Source organism: Aquibium oceanicum (assembly GCF_001889605.1).
Classification (GTDB): domain Bacteria; phylum Pseudomonadota; class Alphaproteobacteria; order Rhizobiales; family Rhizobiaceae; genus Aquibium; species Aquibium oceanicum.
In genome coordinates this window covers 2,572,835-2,599,609 of sequence record NZ_CP018171.1, presented here as the reverse complement: position 1 = coordinate 2,599,609, position 26,775 = coordinate 2,572,835, and the positions used below count along the sequence as shown (strand labels likewise).

The 26,775-nt window shown below is 66.3% G+C and carries 20 protein-coding genes; 8 read left to right on the top strand and 12 right to left on the bottom strand.

From position 1 onward, the window contains the following. Positions 1-10: 10 nt before the first annotated feature. The gene (gene cckA, locus BSQ44_RS12775) at positions 11-2,593 is read right to left on the bottom strand and encodes a cell cycle histidine kinase CckA (protein WP_072604705.1); all 2,583 of its coding nucleotides are present in this window, start codon (positions 2,591-2,593) and stop codon (positions 11-13) included. A gap of 245 nt (positions 2,594-2,838) precedes the next feature. Between cckA and BSQ44_RS26325 the strand changes: the two genes are divergently transcribed. Then, complete coding sequence (locus tag BSQ44_RS26325) at positions 2,839-3,813, top strand: flagellar biosynthetic protein FliO (RefSeq protein ID WP_083534723.1); 975 nt, start codon at positions 2,839-2,841, stop codon at positions 3,811-3,813. Positions 3,814-3,918: 105 nt separating this feature from the next. Here the strand turns inward: BSQ44_RS26325 and dksA are convergent, their stop codons facing one another. Beyond that, positions 3,919-4,332, bottom strand: coding sequence for an RNA polymerase-binding protein DksA (gene dksA, locus BSQ44_RS12765; protein WP_072604702.1), 414 nt, complete (start codon positions 4,330-4,332; stop codon positions 3,919-3,921). A 271-nt stretch (positions 4,333-4,603) separates the two neighbouring features. On the opposite strand from dksA, the gene BSQ44_RS12760 reads away from it, so the two are divergent. From BSQ44_RS12760 to BSQ44_RS12745, 4 genes are all read left to right on the top strand, one after another. Beyond that, on the top strand, positions 4,604-5,113 hold the full coding sequence (locus tag BSQ44_RS12760) for a SixA phosphatase family protein (protein ID WP_072604699.1): 510 nt from the start codon (positions 4,604-4,606) through the stop codon (positions 5,111-5,113). A 71-nt stretch (positions 5,114-5,184) separates the two neighbouring features. Then, on the top strand, positions 5,185-6,648 hold the full coding sequence (locus tag BSQ44_RS12755) for a YcjX family GTP-binding protein (protein WP_072604697.1): 1,464 nt from the start codon (positions 5,185-5,187) through the stop codon (positions 6,646-6,648). Further along, the gene (locus tag BSQ44_RS12750; RefSeq protein WP_072604695.1) at positions 6,645-7,700 is read left to right on the top strand and encodes a YcjF family protein; all 1,056 of its coding nucleotides are present in this window, start codon (positions 6,645-6,647) and stop codon (positions 7,698-7,700) included. The genes BSQ44_RS12755 and BSQ44_RS12750 overlap by 4 nt, the downstream gene beginning before the upstream one ends. A gap of 140 nt (positions 7,701-7,840) precedes the next feature. Further along, a complete protein-coding gene (locus tag BSQ44_RS12745; RefSeq protein ID WP_072604692.1) occupies positions 7,841-8,386 on the top strand; it encodes a hypothetical protein in 546 nt (181 codons plus the stop codon). 21 nt (positions 8,387-8,407) lie between these two features. Here the strand turns inward: BSQ44_RS12745 and folK are convergent, their stop codons facing one another. The 3 genes from folK to folP are packed head-to-tail and all read right to left on the bottom strand — an operon-like array spanning position 8,408 to position 10,139. After that, on the bottom strand, positions 8,408-8,929 hold the full coding sequence (folK, locus tag BSQ44_RS12740) for a 2-amino-4-hydroxy-6-hydroxymethyldihydropteridine diphosphokinase (RefSeq protein WP_072604690.1): 522 nt from the start codon (positions 8,927-8,929) through the stop codon (positions 8,408-8,410). Then, positions 8,913-9,272: a dihydroneopterin aldolase gene (folB, locus tag BSQ44_RS12735; protein WP_072604688.1), complete on the bottom strand. Its 360-nt coding sequence runs from the start codon at positions 9,270-9,272 to the stop codon at positions 8,913-8,915. The genes folK and folB overlap by 17 nt, the downstream gene beginning before the upstream one ends. 12 nt (positions 9,273-9,284) lie before the next feature. After that, positions 9,285-10,139, bottom strand: a complete 855-nt coding sequence (gene folP, locus BSQ44_RS12730; protein ID WP_072604685.1) for a dihydropteroate synthase — start codon at positions 10,137-10,139, stop codon at positions 9,285-9,287. 109 nt (positions 10,140-10,248) lie between these two features. On the opposite strand from folP, the gene BSQ44_RS12725 reads away from it, so the two are divergent. Further along, positions 10,249-10,866, top strand: a complete 618-nt coding sequence (locus BSQ44_RS12725; protein WP_072604683.1) for a DUF922 domain-containing Zn-dependent protease — start codon at positions 10,249-10,251, stop codon at positions 10,864-10,866. Between the two features lie 24 nt (positions 10,867-10,890). Here BSQ44_RS12725 and BSQ44_RS12720 read toward each other — a convergent pair whose 3' ends face one another. The 3 genes from BSQ44_RS12720 to BSQ44_RS12710 form a co-directional block, all read right to left on the bottom strand. Next, positions 10,891-11,910, bottom strand: a complete 1,020-nt coding sequence (locus BSQ44_RS12720) for an NAD(P)/FAD-dependent oxidoreductase (RefSeq protein WP_072604680.1) — start codon at positions 11,908-11,910, stop codon at positions 10,891-10,893. A 112-nt stretch (positions 11,911-12,022) separates the two neighbouring features. Next, entirely contained in the window at positions 12,023-12,343 is a 321-nt protein-coding gene (locus tag BSQ44_RS12715; RefSeq protein ID WP_072604678.1) for a 2Fe-2S iron-sulfur cluster-binding protein, read from the bottom strand. A 112-nt stretch (positions 12,344-12,455) separates the two neighbouring features. Beyond that, positions 12,456-12,752, bottom strand: a complete 297-nt coding sequence (locus BSQ44_RS12710) for an Hpt domain-containing protein (RefSeq protein ID WP_235633231.1) — start codon at positions 12,750-12,752, stop codon at positions 12,456-12,458. 383 nt (positions 12,753-13,135) lie between these two features. On the opposite strand from BSQ44_RS12710, the gene BSQ44_RS12705 reads away from it, so the two are divergent. Next, on the top strand, positions 13,136-20,389 hold the full coding sequence (locus BSQ44_RS12705; RefSeq protein WP_072604676.1) for an apolipoprotein A-IV repeat region-like domain-containing protein: 7,254 nt from the start codon (positions 13,136-13,138) through the stop codon (positions 20,387-20,389). 932 nt (positions 20,390-21,321) lie between these two features. Further along, positions 21,322-21,735 carry a hypothetical protein gene (locus tag BSQ44_RS12700; protein WP_072604673.1) on the top strand — a complete coding sequence of 138 codons (414 nt, stop codon included), beginning with the start codon at positions 21,322-21,324 and terminating at the stop codon, positions 21,733-21,735. Positions 21,736-21,779: 44 nt separating this feature from the next. On the opposite strand, the gene BSQ44_RS12695 is transcribed toward BSQ44_RS12700, so the two are convergent. The 4 genes from BSQ44_RS12695 to BSQ44_RS12680 form a co-directional block, all read right to left on the bottom strand. Continuing rightward, on the bottom strand, positions 21,780-22,346 hold the full coding sequence (locus BSQ44_RS12695; protein ID WP_235633393.1) for an ABC-type transport auxiliary lipoprotein family protein: 567 nt from the start codon (positions 22,344-22,346) through the stop codon (positions 21,780-21,782). Between the two features lie 113 nt (positions 22,347-22,459). Then, positions 22,460-24,667 (bottom strand): MlaD family protein, encoded by a 2,208-nt coding sequence (locus BSQ44_RS12690; RefSeq protein ID WP_072604668.1) that lies wholly within the window; start codon positions 24,665-24,667, stop codon positions 22,460-22,462. Further along, a complete protein-coding gene (locus BSQ44_RS12685; protein ID WP_072604665.1) occupies positions 24,667-25,503 on the bottom strand; it encodes an ABC transporter ATP-binding protein in 837 nt (278 codons plus the stop codon). Before BSQ44_RS12685 ends, BSQ44_RS12690 begins: the two co-directional genes overlap by 1 nt. Positions 25,504-25,522: 19 nt before the next feature. Continuing rightward, on the bottom strand, positions 25,523-26,707 hold the full coding sequence (locus BSQ44_RS12680) for an ABC transporter permease (protein WP_072604663.1): 1,185 nt from the start codon (positions 26,705-26,707) through the stop codon (positions 25,523-25,525). Positions 26,708-26,775 lie beyond the last annotated feature (68 nt).

Below are 26,775 nucleotides of genomic sequence, written 5' to 3'. Positions count from 1 at the left end.
TACCTCGTCCTTATTCCTCGCCTTCAAGCATTTCCTTGACGATCGTCGCCAGTTGCTTGAGCGAGAAGGGCTTGGGCAGGAAACCGAACTTGGCGTCGGCGGGAAGGTTCCTGGCGAACGCGTCCTCCGCGTAGCCCGAAACGAAGACGAACTTGATGTCCGGACGGCGCTTGCGCAGTTCGCCCAGCAGCGTCGGCCCATCCATCTCCGGCATCACGACGTCGGATACGACGATGTCGATCTTGCCTTCGAGTTCGTCGTAGATTTCCAGCGCCTCCACGCCGGACGTCGCTTCGTGGACGGTATAGCCGCGCGATTTCAGCGCCCGAACCCCGCCCATGCGCACCGCGTCCTCGTCTTCCACGAGAAGCACGGTGGCCGAGCCCGAGAGATCCTTCTGGACCTCCGGAGCGCGCGGAACGGCGGCGGCCGCCTTCTCCTCGCCTTCCACGACCGGCTTTTCCTCTACGATGTGCCGCGGCAGGAAAATCCGGAAAGTGGTGCCGGACCCGACCTGCGATTCGCAGAAGATGAAGCCGCCCGTCTGCTTGATGATACCGTAGACCATGGACAGGCCGAGGCCCGTGCCCTTGCCGACCTCCTTGGTGGTGAAGAACGGCTCGAAGATCTTCTTCAGCACGTCGGGCGCAATGCCCGTGCCGCTGTCCTCGACCTCGACGAGAACGTAGTCTGCCGGTGCCAGTTCGCGGTAGTGGTAGCCGTCGCTGTCGGCAGCGGCGACATTCTTGGTCCGCACCGTCAGGTCGCCGCCCTTGGGCATGGCGTCGCGCGCGTTGACGGTGAGGTTGACGATGACCTGCTCGAACTGGCCGAGGTCGGCCTTTACCGGCCACAGGTCCCGCCCGTGGTCGATCTTGAGCTTGATTTCGTTGCCGGCAAGCCGCGTCAGGAGCATGCGGAGGTCGGCCAGCACATCGGTGAGGTTCAGCACCTCGGGGCGCAGGGTCTGGCGACGCGAGAAAGCGAGCAGTTGCCGTACCAGCGAAGCGGCGCGGTTGGCGTTCTGCTTGATGTTCATGATGTCGGGGAAGGACGGATCCGACGGCCGGTGGTTGGTCAGCAGCAGGTCCGAGGCCATGATGATGGCGGTGAGCACGTTGTTGAAATCGTGCGCGATGCCGCCTGCGAGCTGCCCGACGGCCTGCATTTTCTGGCCCTGCGCCATCTGCGCCTCGAGCGCCTTCTGCTCGGTCGTCTCCACGGCATAGACGATTGCCGCCTCCTCGGTAGCGTCGCCCTCCTTCGCATCCGCGACCGCGTTGACGTAGAAGCGCATGTGGCGCTCCTCGTCGTCCGGAAGGACGGTGTCGATCGGCAGGATGTCGGCCTGGTGCAGCTTCGCCCGTTCGAGCGCGGAGGCGAAGGCGGCCCGGTCCCGGGGATGGATCACCGTGTCGAGAAGGACGTGACGGTCGACCGCGTCACGATCCACCACGGTCGAAAACAGCGACAGGAAGGGCGCATTGGTGCGCAGGATCTGCCCGCGGCCGTCGATGCCGGCGATGGCCATCGGCGTGGAATTGAAGAACCGGGTGAAACGGACCTCGGACGCCCGCAGGTCGGCCGAGGCGTCCTCGCCCTTGGCCCGGTTCAGGACGATGGTGCGCGTAGGGCCTTGCGTGCCTTCCCGCGTCGCGGTCGCGCGGTGCATGAAGCGGACCGGAAGCACTTCGCCGGCGACCGTCGACAGATCGAGGTCTACCACCGCGTTTCGCGTCGATCCGGGATCGGCCTTGACCGAGCGGATCAGCGCCATGCCGTCGCCGGCCACGATCTCCGACAGGGTGATGTCACCGGGGGTGAAACTCGCCAGGTCGATACCGAGCCACTCGGCGAGCGTGGCGTTGATGTAGGTCACGCGGCCTGACGGGTCGGCGGAGAAGAAGCCGGCTGGTGCGTGATCGAGATGATCGATCGCCTGCTGCAGGTCGAGGAAGAAGCGCTCCTGTTCCGCCCGTTCCTTCGAAATGTCCTCCAGGTACCATGCGGCGAGCGGCTGACGCCGGCCCGGAACGGAGAAGCTGCGCGCGCGGATGCGATACCACCGCGAGCCGCCTTCGGAGCCCGGGCGGATCGCCTGGGATACCCGGAACTCCCCGTCGCCGGGCCGCCCGTCACGCAGGCCGTCTGCAAGACCGTCCACCGTCGGCGCCGCCTCGGCGTTGTCCGAGAGCAGAACGTCGGGCGTGCGGACGTCGGCAGCAGAAGTCGCGCCGGTCAGTTCGGCATAGGCGCGGTTGGCGTAGAGCACCTGTCCCTTCATGTCGGCCAGTACGAGCCCCTGGTCCATGGTGTCGACACAGGCCTTCGCCAATTCGTCGCCCGACGAGCGCGGCGCCACCTGCACGAGCCCGATCGCGGAGGCGAAGAGATAGCCGACGCCGATCATGGCCAGGATGCCGAGCATGCCGAGCAGGAACGGATCGCCGAGGCTGTCGCGCATCAGCGCGAACACGAATGCGGCGGCGACGAGGATGACGATGAAGATGATCAGCCGCGTGATCGTTCCCGGCCGCGAATTCTGATCGACGACTGGCGCCGGATAGAATTCTCCTTGGCTGTCCCTCGCCATTCCGTGCCAGTCCTACCGATTCCCAAAGCCGCCGCGTCGATCGGTTGAATCACATTATGCCTGTGCGGGGAAGAGTAGCGTTCCCGTTGTCCCTCATTTCATGCCTCCGCGCCTGAATTGCGCGGTTCGGGGGGGCTTTCCCACAACGATGGCGCAACGATGCCCCTGCCCGCCTTGCGACTGCCACAGGGTCGTGTCTACTGTGCCGCACGACCTTGGGGGCAAAGGGAGCACGTAGAACAAAGATGACCGGTCTGCTCGAAGGCTTTCTCGACCCGCAATATGTGCCGGTGGTTTCGTGGATCATCATCGCGGCGATCGCGCTGCTCTTGATCTACCTCGCCTATCGCGTCGTGCGGATGTTGACATCCGGCACCTTCATCGCGGGCGGCCGCAATCGCAGGACCCGGCTCGCAGTGATGGATGCCGCGGCGGTCGACGACAAGCGGCGGCTGGTGCTGGTGCGGCGCGACGACGTAGAGCATCTGATCCTCATCGGCGGCCCCACTGACGTCGTGGTCGAGCAGGATATCCGCATGATCGCGAAATCGACGCGAACCCTGCCCGGCGAACAGGCTTCGACGGCCGAACCGACCGAGTTTTCTGCAGAGCCCGCACCGGCGCCTCGTCCGCCGGTCACGGCACCGGTGCGGCCGCCGCAGCGGGAAGGCCGCCTGCCGGAACGGCCGATCGCATCGCGTCCGGCCACCGAGAGGGCCGCGCCCCCGGCTGCACGCCCGGTCTCGGCTTCACAACCGGCCTCGCAGCCTGCCGCGCCTCAGCCTGCGGCTGCTCCGCAGCAGCCCGTGGCGCGAAGCGCACCGACTGTCCCGCCCCCGTCGGCCGCCCCGGCAACGCCTCCGAGACAGGAAGCGACACCGCGTCCCGCAGCAGCCGTGCAACCACCCGCCCCGCGACCGGAGCCGGCGAAAAGCGGTTACTTCTCGTCCTTCCAGAACCGACCCTCGCAACCGAACCCGCCCATGACGCGAACGCCTCCCACTCAAGGCGCGTCCCCCGCCCCTTCGGCCAGGCCTGCCGCCGCCGCGGTCGCAGCCCCGACGGCGTCCCCGGCGAGGGAAAGCCTCGACGACACATTGCTCCAGGAGCTGGAGGATTCGCTGGAACTGACGGATCGCGGAGGAAGCTCCTCGTCGGACAGGGGGCTCGAGGACGAGATGTCGAAGCTTCTGGGCGAACTTTCGCGCGACAGGAAGTAAACCCCCGAAGATTTCAATCCTCGCGGGCTATTTGAAGCCGGCCATCCGAAAAGAAAAAGGCGACCTCTCGGCCGCCTCAGTTACTGCGTACGATACGTCGGCGCATCAATCGTCCCGATAGACCTTTTCGCGGCGTTCGTGCCGTTCCTGAGCCTCGATGGACAGGGTTGCTATCGGGCGAGCGTCCAGACGCTTCAGCGAAATCTGTTCGCCGGTCTCCTCACAGTAGCCGTACGTCCCTTCGTCGATCCGCTGCAGGGCGGCATCGATCTTCGAGATGAGCTTGCGCTGGCGGTCCCTGGCGCGCAGCTCGATGGCTCGGTCGGTTTCCGACGACGCCCGGTCGGCGAGGTCGGGATGATTGGCGTTTTCCTGTTGCAGGATTTCCAGCGTCTCGCGCGCCTCGCGCAAGATGTCGCTTTTCCAGGAGAGGAGCTTCGCCCGGAAGTAGGCCTTCTGCCGTTCGTTCATGAAAGGCTCGCTTTCACTCGGAACGTAGTCTTCCATGATTTCGTTCATTCGAGTCACCCCGCAGCAATGAACCGGCGCCTATATATTCGGGCGGTTGTGGTGGCACAAGCTAAAAGGTCAGCAATGTCACGCCTTTGTTAGTCCCCGGGCACGCCCGCAATTCGTGCCGCGAACATGCCGGATCCGGGCCGTTTTTCCTTCCATTCGGCGGCGTTCCAGGGCACTTCGACCGTCCCTGCGCGACAGTCGAGTTGCGCGGCCCGCGACCGGCGGCTAATGCTCGTTCCATCGCAAGCGTCATCGGGCCAAGGGAGGCGGAATGGGACGGCTCTACCTGCTTCGCCACGCAAGAGCGGCATGGGCCGAACCCGGTACACGCGATTTCGACCGCCCGCTGACGGAGGCCGGGCGCCTCGAAAGCGAAGCCGTGGGAGCCTTCATGGCATCGCGCGACTACCAGCCCGAAATCGTCGTCTGTTCGTCCGCGCAGCGTGCCATCGAAACCTGGCAGGGCCTCGCAGGCCGGCTCGGGCGCAGGCAAAACGAGGCCATCCTGTCGCAACAGCTCTATTCCACCGACGCGACCGGCTATCTCTCGATCGTCCGCGAAAAGGGTGATGCCGGCTCCATCCTGATCATCGGCCACAATCCCATGATCGAGGATCTGACGATCGCGCTCTGCTGCGGACGGGACGCGGAGCCGCCGCCGGTGCTGGCTGGCGGCTTTCCCACGGCCGGCCTCGCCGTCCTGAGTTTCGCGACACCGCTTTCGGCTGCTGCGCCCGGAGCGGCGCAACTCGACGATTTCCTCAATTCGACGCCGGCGTAGCGGCAGACTCCATTTCAAATGAAGGTCGCACTGCCTATATCGGTCGCGAACAAGACGGCCGGGGAAAAGGTTTGGCGGCTCTGACAAGCTTCACCGACGAGACGCGGATCGCTCTCGACACGCTCGCCGAACGTGCCACGGGCCTCGTCAACCCGTCGATCCGGCTCGGCGTGACCGGCCTGTCGCGCGCCGGCAAGACCGTCTTCATCTCCGCCTTCGTGCACAATCTCATCCATGGCGGCCGGTTGCCGATGTTCGAGGCGCAGAAGTCGGGGCGCATCGCCCGCGCCTATCTGGAGCAACAGCCCGACGATGCCGTGCCGCGCTTCCAGTACGAGGACCATGTCGACGCACTGGTGAGCGGACGGAGCTGGCCCGATTCGACCCGTGCCGTGTCGGAACTGCGCCTGACCATCGACTACGAATCCGCCTCCGCCTGGGGCCGCATGTTCTCGCGTGGACGGCTGTCGGTCGACATCGTCGACTATCCGGGCGAATGGCTGCTCGACCTGCCGCTGCTGGGCAAGTCTTTCGCCGAATTCTCGCAGGATTCCTTCCAGCTGGCGGCCCTTCCGGTACGGGCCGACCTGGCCGAGGAATGGATCGCGTTGGCCGGATCGGTGGACGGCGAGACCGAAGCCGACGAGATGACCGCGCGCAGGCTCGCCGAGAGCTTCACTGCGTATCTCAGGGCATGCCGCCAGGACAGCCGGGCGCTGTCGACCCTGCCGCCGGGCCGCTTCCTGATGCCGGGCGATCTCGAAGGCTCGCCTGCCCTCACCTTCGCCCCGCTGCCAAACCTCGGGCAAGGACGCGCCCGCCCCGGCTCGCTGCGCGCCATGCTCGAACGACGCTACGAGTCCTACAAGACCCACGTCATCAAGCCCTTCTTCCGCGAACACATCACGCGGCTCGACCGGCAGATCGTGCTGGTCGATGTCATGCAGGCGCTGAATGCCGGGCCGGCCGCGCTTTCCGATCTGGAGCGGGCGCTCACCGAAATTCTCGGCTGTTTCCGTCCCGGCTCGGGAAATCTCTTCACCAGCCTCTTCGCACGCCACATAGACCGTATCCTGATCGCCGCGACCAAGGCCGACCATATCCATCACACCAGCCACGACCGCCTGCAAGCCATCGTGCGGCGCTTGTCGGACCGCGCCGCCGCCCGGGCGGGCGTGTCGGGTGCCTCGGTCGACGTGCTGGCGCTCGCGGCGGTGCGCGCCACGCGCGAAGGCACGGTCACGCAGCGCAAGGAGGAACTGCCCGTCATCATCGGCACGCCGCTCGCCGGCGAGACGATCGGAAAGGACACATTTGACGGCGAGACGGAGACGGCGGTGTTTCCCGGAGATCTGCCGAAGAACCTCGACGCACTGTTCGACCCGAATGCCGAGGCCGGCCAGTCGGAGGCGATCCGGTTCGTGCGCTTCCGGCCTCCGAAGCTGGAGCGCAGTGCCGACGGAATTTCGCTGTCGCTGCCCCACATCCGCCTCGACCGCGCCTTGCAGTTCCTGATCGGAGACCGGCTGGAATGACCGACGAGCGAAGACCGCCGGTGGCATTCCCCATGGCGGCTGAGGAAACGGACGAGACGGAGCGGACGCCCAGGCGACAGCCGCGCGCGCTCACGGGCGCGGAGTTCGCCGAGATACGGCCGGCCGAGATCGACGTGTTCGACATGGAGGAGATCGCGACCGCCGAGCCGCCGCCGGCACTGCCGCCAAAGCGCCGCTCGCACCTCGGCAGGGTGTTCCTCGCGGCGACCGGCGTCCTCGTTTCCATGGCCATCGGCTTGTGGACCGACCGGCTCATCCGTGATCTGTTCGAGCGCGCGGACTGGCTGGGCTGGACCGCACTGGCGCTCGCCGCGGTTGCCGTCGTCGCGCTCGTCGCGATCGTGGTGCGCGAGACGATTTCGCTTACGCGGCTCGCCTCGGTCGAGCGCATGCGCGCCCGCGCAGCGGACGTGCTCGTGCGAAATGATCCCAAGGACGCCCGGACGCTCGTCGACGATCTCGCGCGCTTCCTGTCGGCACGGCCGGAGACGGCGGCGGGGCGGCGGTCATTGTCGGAACTTCGCGACGACGTGATCGACGGGCCGGACCTCGTGCGGCTCGCAGAGACGGAACTCCTCGTGCCGCTCGACCGGGCGGCGCAAGCGATGATCCTGAATGCGGGAAAGCGCGTCTCGATGGTGACGGCAGTGAGCCCCCGCGCTGCGGTCGACCTCTTCTACGTGCTGTTCGAATCGGCCCGCCTGATCCGCCGTATCGCCGAACTCTACGGCACCCGCCCCGGCACGCTCGGCTTCTTCCGCCTGGCGCGCGAGGTGCTTGCCCATCTCGCCGTCACCGGATCGATCGCGGCGGGGGACAGCATCGTCCAGCAACTGGTCGGACACGGACTTGCCGCCCGCCTCTCGGCCAAGCTCGGCGAGGGCGTCGTCAACGGCATGATGACGGTCCGGATCGGCATCGCCGCGATGGAGACCGCACGCCCCCTGCCCTTCGAGGCGGTACGCCGTCCCGGCATGGCAGACTTCGTATCCGCCATCGCCAACTTCACCCGCACCAAGCAGTCGGATTAACCGCCTCGCCGAAACAGGCTTGCCATGCAGTGCTTGGTTTAGCATTGTAGCGGAGAATCGGTCCCGCTAGACGAAGCATTAACCAATCTTGGCCATGCTCCGACGGGTTCCGTAGAGTTCAAGTTGATCGCTGGTGCTTCATGACGACACGATTGCCTCGCACAGCATTTCTCCCATTGGCGGCGTCGTTGCTGGCGTTTCAGCTCGTTCCCGCGGCCGCTGCGGACCGTGACGCCCAGTTCTTCCAGAACGTGCGCGGCGAATGGACCGGGCCGGGCGAGATTGTGGCCGGAAAGTACAAGGGCACGAAGTTCACCTGCTCGTTGACCGGCGCCATGCCCGATGGAAAGATCGGAATGGCACTGGAGGGAAGCTGCCGCGTCGGGCTCTTCTCGCAGCGCATGTCGGCGCGGATCGAGCGCAAGGGAAGTTCCTATCGCGGCAAGTTTCTCGACGGGGCGGAAGGCGACGGGCTGGACATCGTGGCCGGAAACGTCTCCGGCTCGAAGGTGGTCATGACGCTGAACCGCAAGCAGCTCAACGGCGCCATGCTGGCAAACATGAAAAGCAGGGACGCCATGAACGTGACTGTCTCGGTCCGCGTGAACAAGGAACTTGTGCCGGTGATCGGCATGAACCTGAAGCGGGTCGACGGTTCCAGCGTCGGGGCGATCGCGCAGGACTGATCCGCGGTATCACTGCACCGCCTAATCCTGCTGCCGCCACCAGTCTCCGCCGTGCTCCACGATAGAGATACCGTCCTGATCGACTCCGGCCAGATGCTCGGCTACTGATTTTCCCTCCAGTTCCAGTTCGGGCGCGATCTCGGTCAGGGGCAGGAGGACGAATGCGCGCAGGACCATGCGCGGATGTGGAATCTCCAGCCCCGGCTCCTTGTAGGAACGTCCGCTGTAATAGAGCACGTCCACATCGATGGAGCGCGGCCCGCCCGCCTCCGTGCGGATGCGTTTCAGAGCATTCTCCGCGCCCAGGCACAGGTTCAGCAAGCCCCGCGCCGACAGCGTCGTGCGCACCTCCGCCGCCGAATTGAGGAAGTCCGGTTGATTGATGTCGCCCCAGGGCGGCGTCCGGTAGACCGACGAGACGGCGGAGATCCGCGTCTGCGGATCGGCGTCGATGATCCTGAGCGCGGCACCCATCGCGCGCCGCGGCTCGCCGAGATTGCCGCCGAGGCTCAGGAAGGCCTGCTGTTCATTCGGGCCAGACAACTGTCACCTCCACATGGTCGAGCACGCCGGCCACCGGCGCATTCGGTTTTCTCACGGTGATTTCGGCTTTCACGATCTGCGGGAAGCGCAAGGACAGCGCCTTCGCCACCTCGAGCGCGAGCGCCTCGATGAGGAAGCGGCGCTTGCCGGTGACGATCTCCTCGATGACCTTGAACGCCACCCCGTAGTCGACGGTCGCCTGGATCGAATCCGTCTCCAGCCCGTCACCAGGATCGACCGTCAGAACCGCGTCGACATAAAACCGCTGACCCAGCGTCTCCTCTTCGTCGAGGACGCCGTGGCGCGCGAAAAATGCGCAGTTCTTCATGCGGATCAGGTACATGATCGAAAATCCTCAAGCTGCCTCGGACGTGGCGAGCATAGCATCGGCGATACGCAGGGCATCGATGTTCATTGCGACATCGTGAACGCGGAAAACCGCCGCTCCCTCTAGCCTCAGGATAGCACTGGTGGCCGCCGTACCGGCATCCCGGTCGACCGCCTCGCGTCCAGTCGCATGGCCGATGAAGCGTTTGCGCGAGGTCCCGGCCAGGAGCGGAAAGCCGAAGGCGTGCAGTTCCCCGAACCGCCGCATCAGCGCGAAGTTCAGTTCCGGCTTTTCCTTGCCGAAGCCGAAACCCGGATCGAGGACGATGTGTTCGGACGAGATGCCCGCATCTTTCGCAAGGTCGAGCGAGCGATCGAGGAAGACGTGCTGGTCGGCGACCGGGTCCGGATCAACCCGCCGCTCGCGGCTGTTGTGCATGAGGACGACGCCTGCCCCCGCCGCCCGGCACACCGATGCCAGGTCCGGGTCTCGCTGGAGGCCCCAAACGTCGTTGACGATGTGGGCTCCGGCCTCCAGCGCGGCGCGCGCCGTTTCGGCGCGGTAGGTGTCGACCGAGATCAGCACGTCCTCGCGGGCCGCCAGTGCCTCGATCACCGGCAGGACCCGGGCCTGTTCCTCGGCGGCGCTGACCGCGGCGCTGCCGGGTCGCGTCGATTCTCCGCCGACGTCGATGATCGCCGCGCCCTGCGTTGTCATTGCGGCGGCCTGCTCGATCGCCCTTGTGGCCGAGCGGAAGCGACCCCCGTCGGAAAAGCTGTCGGGCGTCACGTTGAGGATGCCCATGACCACGGCCTTCGGCCCCAGCACGAGTTCGCGCCCGTGGGCCAGGAGCCAGCGGCGAGGTCTGAAGCAGTCGATCATTTCTCGTTCAGCACGTTTTCCCGCGGCATCGCGCCAGTGCTTCCCCAACCGTGAATCCGGTTGCAGGTTCGCCGGCCGTGACGCATGCTGGGCTTAACGGGGATGCGCCATGAAGAGAATGACTCTTTTCACATTTCTCTGCCTGCTCGCCGCCCTGACCGCGGCGCAGGCGCAAACCATTTCGCGCACATACTCCTATTTCTCCATCGGCGGCAGCACGCTGGAGGAGATCGACAAGGAGCTCTCGCGGCGCGGACCGAAGGTGAAATCGACCGGCCAGCGCCACCCCGGTGCCACTCAGATGCAGTTTTCGACGCGCTACACCTTTGCCAGCACGCCGGACTGGTGCCGCATCGAAAAAGCCGTCGTCACGGTGAAGGCAAAGATCATCCTGCCCAACTGGGGGCAACGCCGCAGAGCCGACGAAGACACGCGGCTGATCTGGGACACGCTCAATTCCGACATCCGCCGGCATGAGGAATCTCACGTGCAGATCGCCAAGCGACATGCCCGCAAGCTGGAGAGCGAACTTGGCCGGCTCGGCCGTCGCGATGACTGCGAGCAGATCAAGGCGGCTGCGGCGACGGTGAGCGCGCGGGTGCTGGCCGAGCACGATAGCGCCCAGGATCGCTTCGACCGGATCGAGACCATCAACTTCGAAAACCGCATGATGCGGCTTCTCAAGTACCGGATGCAGCGCATCCGCGCCGGCAACCTGCAGAACTGAGGCAGACAGGCCAAGCGGCGGCGATCAGGCGACGCCGAGCTTCTTCTGCAGGTTCGTCGACGACGTCGTGTACTGAAAAATGATCCGCTCGCCCGGATTGACGATCCGCTTCGCCGCCTGCGCCATCAGGGCCGCCTCGTGGAAACCGGACAGGATCAGCTTCAGCTTGCCGGGATACCAGTTGATGTCGCCGATGGCGAAGACGCCGGGGATGGAGGTCTCGAATTTCTCCGTATCCACGGGGATGAGGTTTTCGTGCAGGTTCAGGCCCCATTCCGCGATCGGACCGAGCTTCATCGTCAACCCGAAGAACGGAAGCAGCCGCGTGCACTTGATCTCGACCGGTCCCTCCGGCCCCTTCACGACCGCCGATTCCAACTGACCGTCCGAGCCGTTCAGTGCCGTCACCTGCCCGACCTCGAAGCCGAGTTCCTTGCGCTCGTGCAGGGCGTACATCTTGTTGACGCTGTCGGGCGCGGCGCGGAATTCTGGCCGCCGATGGACGAGCGTCAGGCTGTTGGCGATTGGCTGGAGGTTCAGGGTCCAGTCCAGCGCCGAATCGCCGCCGCCGACGACGAGCAGGTCGTGGCCACGGAAATCCTCCATATGGCGGACGGAATAAAAGACGCTCTTGCCCTCGTACGCCTCGATGCCGGGTATCGGTGGCCGCTTCGGCTGGAAGGATCCGCCGCCTGCCGCGATCACGATCACCCTGGCCTCGATCGTTTCGCCTTCGTCCGTCGTGACCCGGTATCCGCCGTCCTCCAGCTTCTCCAGCGAGGACACCATCCTGTTGAAGGTGAACTCGGGATGGAAGGGAGCGATCTGCTCCATGAGCTTGTCGACGAGCCCCTGCGCCGAAATCGAGGGCCAGGCCGGAATGTCGTATATCGGCTTTTCAGGGTAGAGCTCGGCGCACTGGCCGCCCGGCCGGTCGAGAATGTCGATCAGGTGGCATTTGAGATCGAGGAGACCGAGTTCGAAGACGGCGAAGAGCCCGACCGGGCCCGCCCCGATGATGATCACGTCGGTCTTCTTCGTCATGCTGCGAACCTCCGGGACGATGGCGCCTGCCGCACCTTGCGCGAGCCGCGGGGCGAAATGGCGGATCGGAACGCCGCCGGGAGCGCAATGTCCACGCGGCGGTGGCGCCGCGTCAAGCCTGGCGTTCGGGAACCTGCACGACGAGACCGTCGAGTTCGTCGCTCACCCTGATCTGGCAGGAAAGCCGCGAGGTGGGGCGCACGTCGTAGGCGAAGTCGAGCATGTCCTCTTCCATCGCCTCGGGTTCGCCGACCGCCGCGCTCCACGCCTCGTCGACATAGACGTGGCAGGTCGCGCAGGCGCAGGCGCCGCCGCATTCCGCCTCGATGCCCGGAACCGCGTTGCGGATCGCGTTCTCCATCACGGTCGAGCCGTTCTCGGCTTCAACCTCGAATTTCGAACCGTCATGCGCAATGTAGGTGATCTTGGTCATTCGGCTGGCCCCGGGCGCTACAGACAAGCGGACTTATCGTGTCCGTCCTGCAAGTCAACCGCCGAGGCGGCGCGTCCTTTAGGCCATGCGACCCGAATGCGAGGAAAAAGGGCTAGCGGTTGATCGCAGCGACGAAATCGCGCACGTCCTCGATCGCGGCCGCGAGCCTGCGCAGATGCTTCTCGCTCGTCGGATCGCTCTCGACTTCCCCGGCTATGTCGGCAACCCGGAACGCTCCGATGCCGCGCGCCGCGCCCTTCAGGCCATGCGCGAGCGACAGCCGCTCGGCCTCCGGAGCGGCACAAATCTTCTCGCGAACGTGCTTGGCCTGCTGGAGGAACATGGACAGTACCTCCTGCTCGAGCGCCCGGTCGCCCATCGTCTGCCGCGAGAGGTGATTGAGATCCACGGGTCTGTTGCGCGAATGTCCGCAGCTTTCCCCACCTGGCCGCGAAAACGCTACGGCTTCAACACTCGGCAACGCCATGTTCATAAATCCGCCTGCACTTCCTTATGTCCGGGCTCGTACGCGGCACCGGCTCGACGGAGACCATAAATCCGCCGGGTGGATATGCGGTTAACGCACACCGTGCGACTGTGGCGGAAATTTGGTGCACGGGATCAATCGCTGTTAACCTTGTGTTTAAACTTTTACGCATGTCGCGACTTCCGTGTTTCCTTTGACCCCCTGTGCCACTACGATACGGGGGCCAGATTGCGTCATGCGATCGGGCTGCAGTGCATCGGACATCAGCGGGTCCGGGCGTAGAAAAAGTACAGGGTTGAAACGGCATGGCTCGCAAACCGACCACGACCAGGAACATCGAGAACGACGTCGAAAGGGAGCTCGAGGAAGCCCTCGATATCAATTTCGCCGACGAAGAGATCGACCTGACGGCCTCCATGGAGGAGCTGGAAGCGCAGATCTCCCTGGCCGCTGACGAACTGGCGCGCGAAGGCCGTGGCGAAGCCGCCGTCGCCGCAGCCGAGACAGCGGTGAAAGAGGCGCCGGTCGAGAAGAAGGCCGCCCCTCGCCCGGCCGCCGGTCCCGCGCGTCCCGCCGAAGAGGCGAACTTCCGCCCCGCTGCCGCCGAGAGCGGACCGGCACGTCCCGCCGCGCCCTTCACCCCCGCCAATGACGACCGCCAGAAGGACCTGACCGCCGTCCTCGCCAACCTCAACCGCCGGGGATCGAGCGCGGTCTACTGGACGGTCGCTGTGATCTCGGTCCTGTGGATCGCCGGCGCCTTGACGCTTGCCAACCAGCTCTACGCCCCCGCCATCTGGGACGTCCGTTCCATCGACGGGCTGCTGGCCACGCCGGGGGCGCTCGGCATCGCGGTCGGTGCGATCCTGCCGCTCATCCTCTTCTGGGCCTTCGCCCTGCTGGTTCGCCGTGCGCAGGAGATGCGTCTCGCTGCACAGTCGATGACCGCGCTCGCCTACCGCCTCGCGGAGCCGGAGTCGGTCGCCCAGGACCGCGTCATGACCATCAGCCAGGCCGTTCGCCGCGAGGTGAATGCCATGGGCGAAGGCATCGAGCGCACGCTTGCGCGCGCCGTCGAACTCGAGACGCTCGTCCATACCGAGGTCAATGAGCTCGAACGCGCCTATTCGGAGAACGAGCGGCGCATCCGCACGCTCGTCGACGGCCTCGGCACTGAACGCGAAGCGGTTATCAGCCACGCCGAACGCGTCCGCGCCTCCATCGCCGGTGCGCACGAACAGATCCGCGAGGAACTGAACTCGGCGACCGACCTGATCCAGGAGACCGTCTCCGGCGCATCTAGCAAGCTGACCTACACCATCACCAATGCCGGCGAGGCACTGGTCGAGCGCTTCAACGAGAGCGGCAACTCCATATACGGCGCCATCGACGAGCGGATGGAGAACATCACCGGCCGCCTCAGCACATCCGGCGAAGCCTTCGCGAGCCTGCTCGACACCCGCATCGCCACACTCGCCGAAAGCACGGAAGCCGCGACCCGGTCGCTGTCGCAGATGCTGGACAGCCGCACCAGCGGCATGGCCTCGCTGCTCGGTGGCGCCACCGATACGCTGACCCAGGAATTCGACCAGCGCCTCCAGGAGATCGAGCGCACGCTGGCCGAGCGCGGCCGCTCGCTCATCGGCGAGTTCGAGACCCGCGCCCAGGCGCTGGACACCGGCGCCGAGAAGCTCAATGCCGCTCTGGAGGCCCGTTCCCGTCAGATCAACGAGGCGCTCGCGGAGCGCACCCGCGACATCGCGGACGCTTTCCGCAAGGGCAGCGAAGACATCGCCCATGCGGCCGACGACAGCCGCACCAAGGTCGACGCCGACATGAACGCGCTCGTCCAGTCCACGTCAGCCATGCTCGAGGCACGCGCGTCGGAATTCAACGACCGTCTCGAAGCCGGTCGCGGACGCATGACGGACATGCTGGATGCCGATCTGCGGCACCTCGAGGATGCCCGCTCCGACCTGGAAGGCGTTGTATCCGGCTATCTCGAGCGACTGTCGGAAGGCCGAAGCAGCCTCACCCGCGCGCTGGAGGGAGATCTCTCGGCCGTCGATACCGCATTCGCCGGACAGCTCGACAAGATCAGCGGCGGCCGCCAGGAATTCATCCAGGCTCTCCACGGCGAGATCGAAGGAATCGACGGCGCGGTCGCCGCGAGCCTCGGCAAGCTTGCCGAACGCCGCAGCAGCCTCACGGAAGCGCTGCATGGCGAGATCGAGAACGTCGAGAACGCCTTCGCTGCCAATCTGGAACGCCTGGCGCAGGGCCGCAGCGACCTGACGGCCGCGCTCAACCAGGACCTCGAGGGCCTTGGCGATGCGCGCGCCGAAATCGACGCGGTGGTTGCCGGTCACATCGGCAAGCTCGCCGAAGGCCGCAAACTGTTCCGCAAGGCGCTCGACGAGGATCTCGGTCACCTCGCCCAGACCCGTGCCGAAATCGACGACGTAGTCGTCAGCCATCTCGGCAAGCTCGCCGAGAGCCGCGCGTCGCTCACGAATGCACTCGAAAGCGATCTGGCGAACGTGGACGGCGTCGTCACGGCCCACCTCGACAGGATCGGCGATGGAAGGCGCAGCCTCACGGAGGCGCTCGACTCCGACCTCTCGCGCCTCGGCGAAACGCGGGCGGAGATCGATGCCGCGGTGGCCACGCATCTGGAATCGTTCGCCCAGCGCCGCGACGCGCTGACCGAAGCCCTGAAGGCGGACCTCGCTCGCATCGACAACACGGCGGCCTCGCATCTGGACAACATCGCCCAGCGTCGCGATTCGCTGGCCGAGGTCCTGCAATCGGATCTCGCCCAGATCGAAAGCGCGGCGGGCGCCCACATGGACAACATCGCCCAGCATCGGGCGACGCTGACCGAGGCGCTGCAAACCGACCTCGCGCGCATCGACACGACCGCTGCTTCCCAGCTCGGAAGCATCGCCCAGCAGCGGGATGCGCTGACGCAAGCCTTGCAGGCGGACCTCGCCCAGATCGACGCCGCGACCGCCTCTCACCTGGAAAGCGTGGCGCAGCGCCGCAATTCGCTGACCGAATCGCTGCAGGATGACCTCGTCAAAATCGAGGCCGCCGTCGCCAGCCAGCTCGGCATCCTGTCGGAAGGACGGAGCGTCCTCACGCAGGCCCTCCAGGGCGATCTGGAGAACGTCGGCCAGGCACTCGCCGATCATTCCGAGAAACTGGCGAATGCCCGCTCGATGCTGACCGGCGCGATCCAGGAGGATCTGCAGCGGCTCGACGAATCGCGCGCCGAAATCGACGGCCTCGTCGTCGGCCACATCTCCAAGCTCTCCGAAGGGCGCAAGCTCTTCAAGCAGGCTCTCGACGACGATCTCGGCCGCCTGGCCGGCGCGAAGTCGGAGATCGACGAGGTGGTCACCGGTCACGTCGCCAGGCTGGCGGAAGGCCGCAGCACCCTCTCCCAGGCGCTCGACACCGACATGCAGCAGATCGAGCAGGCGCGGACCGGCATCGAGACCATCGTCTCGGAGCAGCTCGCACGCCTTTCGGAAGGCCGGGACCAGCTCACCCTGGCGATGGAGGCGGACCTCGTTCGCCTGTCGGAGACCCGCGACCTCATCGACCAGGCGGTCGCCGAGCAGGTCGCTCGTCTCGCCGACGGCAGGCACGTCCTTACCGAGGCTCTGGACGAGGATCTCTCCAAGCTCGCCGACACGCGCGCCCTCATCGATTCGGTGGTAAAGGAGCATCTCGACAATCTGGCGAACCGCCGTCACGAGCTCTCGACCACGCTGGACGAAGACCTGCGCAAGATCGCCGAGGCGAGCCAGGCGATCGACGGCTCGGTCACCACGCATGTCTCCAAGCTCGCCGAAGGCCGCAACATCATGACGCGCGCGCTGGAGCAGGATCTCGGGAAGCTCGCCGACACGCGGGCGGCGGTGGATGCCGCCCTCCAGGCGCATCTGGAACTGCTGTCGTCGAGCCGCGGCGAGATCACCTCCGCGCTGGCGGGCGACGTCGAGAAGATCGAGGAGGCATTCCGCCGCCAGACCGGCGTCATCGAGGAACGGACGGACACCATGCAGCGCGCGCTCGGCGTGGGCATCGAGAACGTGCGTGCCGCGATCGAGAACAGCGCCATCGTCGTGGCGGGTTCGCTGCGCGACAAGGTCGTCGAGATCACCTCGACCCTCACCAACGAGGCCGGCCGCGTCTTCACCGATGCCGACGAGAAGATCGCGCACCGGATCGACCTGACGGCCAACACGCTGGCCGCCCGCGCCGGGGACTTCGCCTCCGCCTTCGACGAAGCCGAACGCCGGCTCGGAGAACGTGTCGACGTTTCGGGCGAGAAGATCTCGCAGCGCGCCGCCGAACTGGCCGACGTGTTCGAGCAGACCGACCGGAAGCTCGCCGAACGCGCCGATCAGACGGCCATCATGCTCTCCTCGCGCGCCGACGACATTGCCAAGCGGTTCTCCGATGCCGACGAGATGCTGCTGGCACGCGCCGAGGCCACCGCCCGCGCTCTGGAGGAGCGCTCGGGCGGCATGGCGGAGACCTTCGACGAGGCCGACCGCAAGCTGCTCGCCCGGGCCGAGGCCACTGCCCGCGCGCTTGAAGAGCGCTCGCGCGGCATAGCGACGGCGTTCGACGATGCCGACCAGAAGCTTCTCGCCAGGGTCGAAGAGACCGCCCGCACGCTCGACGAGCGCTCGCGCGACATCGCCGGCACCTTCGACGAAGCCGACCGCACGCTGATCGCCCGTGCCGAGCAGACCGCCCGGACGCTGGAGGAACGCGCCCGCGGCATCGCGGGTACCTTCGACGAGGCCGACCAGAGGCTTCTCGAACGGCTCCAGGAGACGGCCCGCGCCATCGAGGAACGGGCGCGCGGCATCACCGACACGTTCGACGATGCGGACCAGAGGCTCATTGCCCGCCTGGGCGAGACGGTCCGCACCATCGAGGAGCGTGCGACCGGCGTGGCCGGCAGCTTCGACGAGGCCGACCGGCAGCTGGCCGCTCGCCTCGAAGCGACGCTGCGGGCCATGGAGGATCGCGCACGCGGCGTCGCCGGCACGTTCGACGAGGCGGACCAGCGGCTGGCCGCGCGCCTGGAAGAGACGGCCCAGACGCTCGAAGAGCGTTCCCGCGGCATCATCGGCGGGTTCGAACAGTCCGAACAGCGCATGCTCGCCCGCGCCGACAGCACCGCCCAGACGCTGGAAGAACGCGCCAAGGGAATCTCCGCCGCCTTCGACGACGCCGAGCGCCGCATCTACGTGCGCGCCGAAACGACGACGCAGTCGCTGCTCGAACATTCCAAGGGCATCGCCGGCGCCTACGAGCAGGCGGAGAAGCGGATGATCGAACGCGCGGACCGGACGGCGGAAACGCTGCTCGAACGCTCGTCGACCATCGCCGGTACCTTCGACGAGGCTGGCGACCGTCTCGTCGAGCGGGCGGACCGCACGGCGGAAGCTCTGCTGCAGCGCTCCTCGGGCATCGCCGGCGCGTTCGACGAAGCGGGCGAACGCCTTGTCGAGCGGGTGGAAAACACCACCCACTCGCTGGTGGAGCGTTCCGGCGTCATCGCCGACACGTTCGACGGTGCCGACCGCCGGATCGCGGCGCGCACGCGCCAGACCTCCGAGGAACTCGAGGCGCGCACCGCACAGATCGACGCGGCTCTGTCCAACGTCGAGAAGCGCCTCGGCGACAGCGCCGACGCCGTCACGGTGCGGGTCAGCGGCCAGATCAGCGAAGCGGAGCAGCGGCTCGCCGCAAGCTCCGAGCGCATCGGCCAGAAGCTGGTCGAGCAGGTTGCCAACACCGAGACGCAGCTCGTGTCGCGTGCCAACGTGATCGCCGAGACCTTCTCGGCGGTGAACCAGCACATCGGCCAGAGCACGTCCGAGGCAGCCGCGACGCTCGATGCCCGTACCCGCGAGCTCAACGAGATGCTGGCCAGCCGTGCGCTCGAGATGGGCAAGGTCCTGGACGAAAAGGCCCGGCCGCTTATCGACAGCTTCGCCGAGAGCGGCGGCGAACTCCAGAAGAGCCTCGAAGCTGCCACCCACAAGGCGACGGAACGGCTGCGCTCGGAGAACGCCGCGCTGGTCAACGCCATCGCCAGCCGCACGGCCGAGACGCTGTCGGCCATGGAGGGCGCCCGCGAGAGCCTGTCGGGCAACATCAACGAGATCCTGGACCGGCTGACGCAGTCCAACGCGAAGCTCAGCGATCTCGTCGGTTCCGCCACACGCAACCTCAGCGCCATCGACGAACAGCTCACCGGCTCGACGGAAGCGTTCTCGGCCACGACGGAGAAGGCCTCGCAGACCATCTCCTCCTCCGCGCGGCTCCTCGACACCAACGCCACCCGTCTGGCCGACGTGTCGTCGCAGGCACTCAAGGAAGTGGCGGCGATCGCCAGCCGCTTCGACGACCACGGCCGGCTCCTGTCGCAGGCGCGCGAGATGCTCGGCTCGGCGGAAGCGAGCCTCTCCTCCACGATGGAGGAGCGCCAGTCGGCGCTCGAGGAACTCGCCGTTGGCCTGGTCAAGAAGTCCGAAGACATCGAGCGCGTGATGCGGTCCTTCGAGGGCATCGTCGGCAAGGCGATCGAGAAGGTCGAGGGCCGCACGCTCTCGTCCACGCAGCACATCCGCGACGCCATCGCCGAAGTCGTCGAGGCCGCCACGGAGCGCTTCTCGGGTGCCACCGACGAGATCCGGCGCACCGCCAACGAGATCCGTTCGGAGCTCGAGGAGACGCGCACGGAGCTGAAGCGCGGCGTGCTGGAACTGCCGGAGGAAGCCCGCGAATCGACCGGTGCGATCCGCCGCGCCGTCGGCGAGCAGATCGCCGCGCTGAAGGAACTGGCCGACATCGTCGCCAAGTCCGGCCGCATGTACGACGTCAGGGATTCCGCGCCGGCCCCCGCGCCTGTGCGACAGCAGCAGGCGCCGCAGCCGGCCCCGGCCGTCCAGCAGCAGCCGGCACGCCCCGCCCCCGCCCCGCGCCGCGCGCCGGAGGCGGACACGCGGGTCGCCGAGCCGGTGCTTCGCGGAACGCTGGAGCACGACCGCGTGAGCGAACCCGCTCCCGTGGACCGCGATGGCGGGCAGCAGGACGGCTGGGTGCAGAACCTTCTGCGCCGGGCTTCGCGCGACGAGGAGGCGCCCGCGCCCGCGCCGGCTCCCGCCGAGCGCTCGCCCCTCCACGTGGTGGAATCGCTCAACTCGCTGTCGGTCGACATCGCCCGTGCGATCGACCACGAGGCTTCGATCGAACTGTGGCAGCGCTACCGGCGCGGCGAGCGCAACGTCTTCACGCGCCGGCTCTACACGCTGAAGGGCCAGCAGACCTTCGACGAGATCCGCAGAAAGTACCAGATCGACGGAGAGTTTCGCTCCGCCGTCGACCGCTACTGCGAGGATTTCGAGAAGCTGCTGCAGGACGTCTCGCGCAACGATCGCGACAACATGGTCACGCAGACCTACCTGACCTCCGACACCGGCAAGGTCTACACGATGCTCGCCCACGCCAGCGGCCGCCTGCGGTAGCAGACGCGAGCCCGAAGTCGGCGCGAACCCCGGCCACCTCGAAAAGAAGCGGCGCTGCCCCGAGGCAGCGCCGTTTTCGAATCCACAGCCCCACCTTCGTCACCTGCATGTTTGGAGACAGCCCTCCGACCTTCGTCATCCCAGGGTGGAGCCGGAGCGTAGCGGAGGCGCAGACCCTGGAGCGTTTCGACAGCGTGAGACGGTGCAGGCCCCACTCGTCCTCCGCCATCCCACGCGGCGCCGCCTCTCAGGCATGGATTCTCGACGCTCCCTGCGCTGCGCTCCGGTCGGCCGAGGATGACGAAGCAGAGGTAGCGGCGCTCGATAGAGCACCGGTTCCAGTCGGCGCGGTGGGTCGCGAAGTCCTGTTCCCCTAACCGCCGCCGACGGTTCGCGGACGCAACCTCGACCTTCGTCATCCCAGGGCGAAGCCGGAGCGTAGCGGAGGCGCAGACCCTTAGATCCATGCCTGAGAATCGCGGCCGTCTGAGACGACGCAGGAAACCGTCCTCCCACCACTTCATCCTTCACCGCCACTCAGGCCTGGATCCTGGGCTCTCCCTTCGCTGCGCTGCGGTCGGCCAAGGATGACGAAACGGAGGAGCGGCGCTGGATACAGCATCCATTCCAGTCGGCGCGGTGGGTCGCGGAGTCCTGTGCCACCAATCACCGCCGACGGTCCGCGGACGCACCCCCTCCTTCGTCATCCCAGGGCGGAGCCGGAGCGTAGCGGAGTCGCAGACCCTGGGATGACGAAAAACAAAGGACGCGCGCTCAACTCGGGGTCGGTTCCGGTTGGGAAGATCGATTGAGTGGACAAGGCCGAACTCCATCCCCAACCATATCAACGTCTTCCACCAATTCACGCCAGGTTCCGTCCACGCCCCCACCACCCGCGGCACAATACCCGCCGGTGAGCGAAGGGATGCGGGATGCACGTGCATGCGGCCATGGGCGACGAGAGGATGCTTCGGCGCATAATCGCGCTGCTCGTCTCGTTCGCCGCCATGGCCGAGCAGGCGGCCACGAGGTCAGCGCCCGTCCGCTGGTTCGTGCTGTGCCTCTTGCTTTACGCGGAGAAGGTTGCGGAGAGTTTCGTCATCGAGGCGGCGGGCTTGCCGCTCTCGGAACTCGAGGTGATCGCACTGGACGGCAAGGACCCCGACGACGCGCTCAGCCTCGCCGCGCGCTTCTATGCGCTGGCCGCTGCTCTGTGCACGCTGTTGCCCCTCCGGGACCTGTTCGAAAGGCAGCCCGAGCGGCGCGTTCTGGCGTGTGGTCACGCCGCGCCGGGCTCTACCTGCCGCTTTAGCGGCCGCGGATGGAAGCCGAACGACACGTCATAGGAAAACCACGCGGGGCGGACGGTCGATCGTGGCCGTCGATGCTATCAGATGACGCCGACGGCCCATTCCACGACGGCCGAGGCGACCGAGCCGAACGCTGCGTCCATCGCGGCGACGCGGGCGTCGTTGCCGGTTCCGGTCACCGGAACCGCGGCATCGAAGCTTCGCGCCGCGCGCACGACGCCGTTGCGGTCGTTCAGGATGCGCACGAAAAACTCGACATAGGCGCGTTCGCCCGGCTGGACGCGAACCTCGAAGGAGCGAATCTCGACGACGATCTGGTAGTCGATGGCCAGGCCGTCGCCGGGCCTGCCGACGCCGGCGAACTTGTCGGAGCGCTGGAACGCCTCCGCGAGCCGCGCCTGCACCAGCTTCGGAAGCCGGTCACCCCATTGCGCGCCTTTCAGAAACTGGATCGAGGCAGGCGCGGGCTTGACGACGATGTCCTGGCCGTCGAGCGACTTGAGCGCGTTCGGCTCGGCAATGAGGATCTGCGTGCGGGGATTGGCGGGTCCCGAGACCGACAGGTCAGGCGTCGTCAGTTCGTAGGTGTCGAGCGGATCGGGACCGCCGCCCGGCAATGCCGCGCAACCGGACGCAAGTGCCGCCACGCCCACCAATACTCCAACGAACCGACTGCTCTTCACTCTGATGTCCCCGACGTCTCGCGACGGCAACCGCCGCGAACGCTTTCACTGTGTCTTGGCCGTGCGAACCTTCGATGTCAACGCCGCACCCTGCCGTCGTACTGCCGCACGGCCCCGTCGCCACCCGTGATGATGCGCTGCGGGTTGCGCTCGAATTCGGTGATCGTCTCTTCGATGCGGTTGATCGAGCGGCGACTGTCGCGGACGAGCGACTCGACGTCGCGCAATCCCTGGCCGCTGAATCGCCCGAGCCCGTCCAGAATGGTTCCCAGCCTGGAATTCAGCGTGTCGGCGACCTGGCGGAAGGACTGCAATGTCGCGCCCGCGTCGGCCATCAGGCCCTCAGCCTCGCCCGAGCCGAGCAGTTGCTCGGCCTGCACGAGGACGCCTTCCACGCGCGTAGACGCCTGGCGCAGGTTCTCGGCAATCACCTTGGCGTCGGTGACGATGGCGTCGACGTCGTCGGAGCGCGCGGTGAAGCGGTCGGTGAATTCGGCGACGTCGTTTGCGGCGCGCTGGGCATCGCCGGCCGCCGTCTCGAAGCTCGTCAGCGCATTGTTCACTTTCGCGGCATCGACGCTTTGGAGCAGCGCGTCCACCTTGGCCAGCACGCCGTCGACGCGGGTGGAGGCCTGGTTCAGATTGTCGGCCATGCCGCGCGCGGCGGTAATGATCTGCTCGATGTCGTCGCCGCGCGTCGAGAACCGCTCGGTCAGCGCCGCAACGTCGTTCGCAGCCTTGCGCGCGCTCGCCGCCGCGCCCTGGAAGTCGGTCACGGCCGTGCTGACGGCCTGCGAGTCGATACCGGCGAGCAGCGAATCGGCCTTGTCGATCACCCCGCCGACGCGCGCTGAGGCATTGCCGAGATTGTCGGTGATGCCGCGCGTGTTGGCGATGATCTGCTCGATGTCTCCGGAGCGTTCGCTGAACTTCTGCGCCAGGGCGGCGATGTCCTGGGTCGCGGAGCGCGCGTTGGTGGCGGCGCCCTCGAATGCGGTCAACACGTTGTCCACCTTGGCCGGATCGACGCCCGCCAGGATTTCGTCGACCCTGGTTAGAGAATTGGAGGCATCCCGCGCCACCTGCTCGACGGAACCCGCCGCAGTATCGATGCTCGACTGGGCGGTATCGAGAAGACCGTTCACCTTGCCGAGCGTGCTCGATGCATCGGTCGACAGGCGATTGAACGACGTGACCGCCGTATCGACGCCCGAGCGGGCCGTCACGAGGACTTCGTCAACGCCTTTCAGCGTGTTCGAGGCGTCGGTGGAGAGGCGCTCCACCGATGCGACGGCGGTATCGATGCCAGTCTTTGCTGAGGTGAGCACGTCGTCGGCGCGCGTCAGGGTTCCCGCCGCGCTGGTCGAAAGGCGCTCGATCGAACCGGCTGCGGTCTGCACCCCCGCCTGCACATCGTCGAGGATGCCGCTCGCCTTCTCGACGACCCCGCCGGCGTTCTCTGCCAGCCCCCTCACCGAGACCATGGTCTGGTCGACGTTCTGCATGATGCCTTCGAGATCGGCCGAGGCGGTCTGGAGGCGTCCGGTGAAGGTTTCGAGATTGGTGACGATCTCGCCCACCTTGTCGCGGTCGACGGAATTCAACAGGTTCTCGGCAGCAGCGAGCGTCGAATCGAGTCGCCCCGAGACGTTGCCGATCGTCTCGGAGAGTTCTCCGAAGTTGGCGAGGAATTTGTCGACGCCTTCGGCGTTGCGGCTCAGAGCCTGCGAGAACACCTCGATGTTCTGGGCCGTGCTGGTCATGGGGCCGCGCACGTCCGTGGTGAAGCCTTCGAGAGTGTTGAGCACGGAGTCCGCGCGCTTGAAGATATCCTGCGCGGTCTGCAGAAGGTTGGTGACCGCGGACGGGTTGGCCTCGATCTCGGGGATGGTGTTCTCCGCCTCGGCGGTGACGAGCAGGTTCGGCTCGTCCGGATTGCCGCCCTTCAGCTCGATGCTCGCCTGGCCGGTCAGGCCCGCCAGACCGATGTCGGCGCGGGTGGACGCGGTGATCGGCGTCAGGCGGTCTACCTCGGTGTCGGCGATCGCGACGGTCGGGTTGTTGACGTCGATGTACACGCGGCGCACGTCGCCGACCTTGATGCCGTTGAACAGCACCGCGCTGCCGCGGCCGAGGCCGGCGGCAGATCCCGGGATGCGCACCCGCAGCAACGTCGTGTCGCCGCTCGAGTTGATGCCGAAGCTCCAGTAGATCATCGCGAACAGGGCGGAGACCAGCACCAGCGTGAAGAGGCCGACCGAGACGTAGTTGGCTTTGGTATCCATCAGCTTGCCGCTCCGGCCGTGTGATTCTTCGTATGGGCGGCCGGATCGATCTGCCGCGCTCTCTTGCCCCGGAAGTAGGATTTGACCCACGGTTCCTCGACTGTGAGCATATAGCTCACCGGCCCTTCGACAAGGACCCGCTTCTGGCCCAGCACCGCGACGCGGTCGCAGACCGAGAACAGGCTGTCGAGGTCGTGGGTCACCATGTAGACGGTGAGGCCCATCGTGTCGCGCAGCTTGGCGACGAGTTCGTCGAACTCAGCCGCGCCGATCGGGTCGAGGCCGGAGGTCGGTTCGTCGAGGAAGACGATGGCGGGATCGAGCGAAAGCGCACGGGCGAGTGCCGCGCGCTTGATCATGCCGCCAGACAGCTGCGAGGGATACTTCGACGCCGCATTCGCCGGCAGTCCGACGAGCTCGATCTTCAGGCGCGCCAGTTCGTTCATCAGTGGCTTCGGCAGGTCGAGATATTCGCGCATCGGAACCTGGATGTTCTCGATGACGGTGAGGCCGGAAAACAGCGCTCCGTGCTGGAACAGCATGCCCATGCGCATGTCGAGGCTGACCCGCTCCTGATCGGTGACGTTGTCGAGGTCGACGCCGAAGAGGCGTATCGTCCCGGCCTGCTTCTTGTTCAGCCCGAGGACCGTGCGCAGCAGCACCGACTTGCCGGCTCCCGACGCGCCGACGAAGCCGAGGATCTCGCCGCGATAGACGTCGAGGTCCAGTCCGTCGAGCACTACCTGCTCTCCGAAGGCTACTTTGACGCCGCGTACCGAAAGGACGATGTCGTGGTCCGTGCCGTCAGGCGCGCCTGTGTCCATGCTGGTTGCCATTGCCGCCACTGCCCGGGAACTAGAAATCGATCGCCGCGTAGAAGATTGCGAAGAACCCGTCCACGACGATGACGACGAAGATGGACTTCACGACCGAAGCGGTAACGTGTCGTCCGAGGGATTCCGCGCTACCGCCAACCTTCATGCCCTCGACCGATCCGATGATGCCGATGATCAAAGCCATGAATGGGGCTTTGATGAGGCCCGACAGAACACTCGTATAATCGACCGCCGCACTCATGCGGTCGAAGAAGGCCTCCGGCGTGATGCCGGAATAGACCCAGCCCACGCCCATGGCGCCGATGATCGCAGCGACGTTCGACGCCACCGTGAGGCACGGCAGGACGATGACGAGCGCGACAAGCCGCGGAAAGACAAGCACCCCGATGGGGTTTAGACCGATCACGGTGAGGGCGTCGACTTCCTCGCGCATCTTCATCGAGCCGATCTCGGCGGTGATGGCGCTGCCGGTGCGACCGGCGATCATGATCGCGGTCAGGAGCACGCCCATCTCGCGCAAGACGAGGATGCCGACCAGGTCGACGACGAAGATCTCTGCACCGAAATAGCGCAACTGGAAGGCGCCCTGCTGCGCCACGATGGCGCCGACGATAGTCGACATCAACAGGACAACCGGGATGGCACCGATGCCCATCCGGTCGATCTGGGTGGCGATGGCGGCTATGTTCACGCCGTGCCCGCGTCCGCGCTTCATCTGGGAGCCGCGGACCGTGGCGCCGAGAATGTGCATCGCCATCAGGAATTCCTCGCCGCCCTGGACAACGACGCGCCCGATTCCCTCGAGCATCGCGACCGGTCCAAACCGACGGGTCTCCTCCGGTGGGATGTCCTGCTGGATCGCGTCGTCGACGGCGGCGAGCAGGATCGTCTCCGTAGGTCCGGCCTCGCGAATCTCGACGTCGTGCCCGGCTTTCTCGTGCGCCGCCGCCAGCCGCTTGATGACCCAAGCGCCGGCCGTGTCCATCCGGGTCACGGAGGACAGGTCGATGACGAGCGACTTGGCGCCAGTCTCCCCTTCCAGCTCGCGCAATTCGGGCTCGACGCTTGCCACCGTGCGCGTGAGCCACGGGCCGCCCAGCGAAACGCTGAGCTGCCCGCCTTCCGCGCGTCGTTCGACGGTCGGCCGGCGGGGCGGTTCGGATCGATCTTGCGGACTTTCGTCTGCCTGGTGCTTGTCCAACATGGGAAGGACTATTAACCCTTGGATGCGGTCGTGTCGATTTGTCGGATGCGTCGCAACAGTTCCGGCAT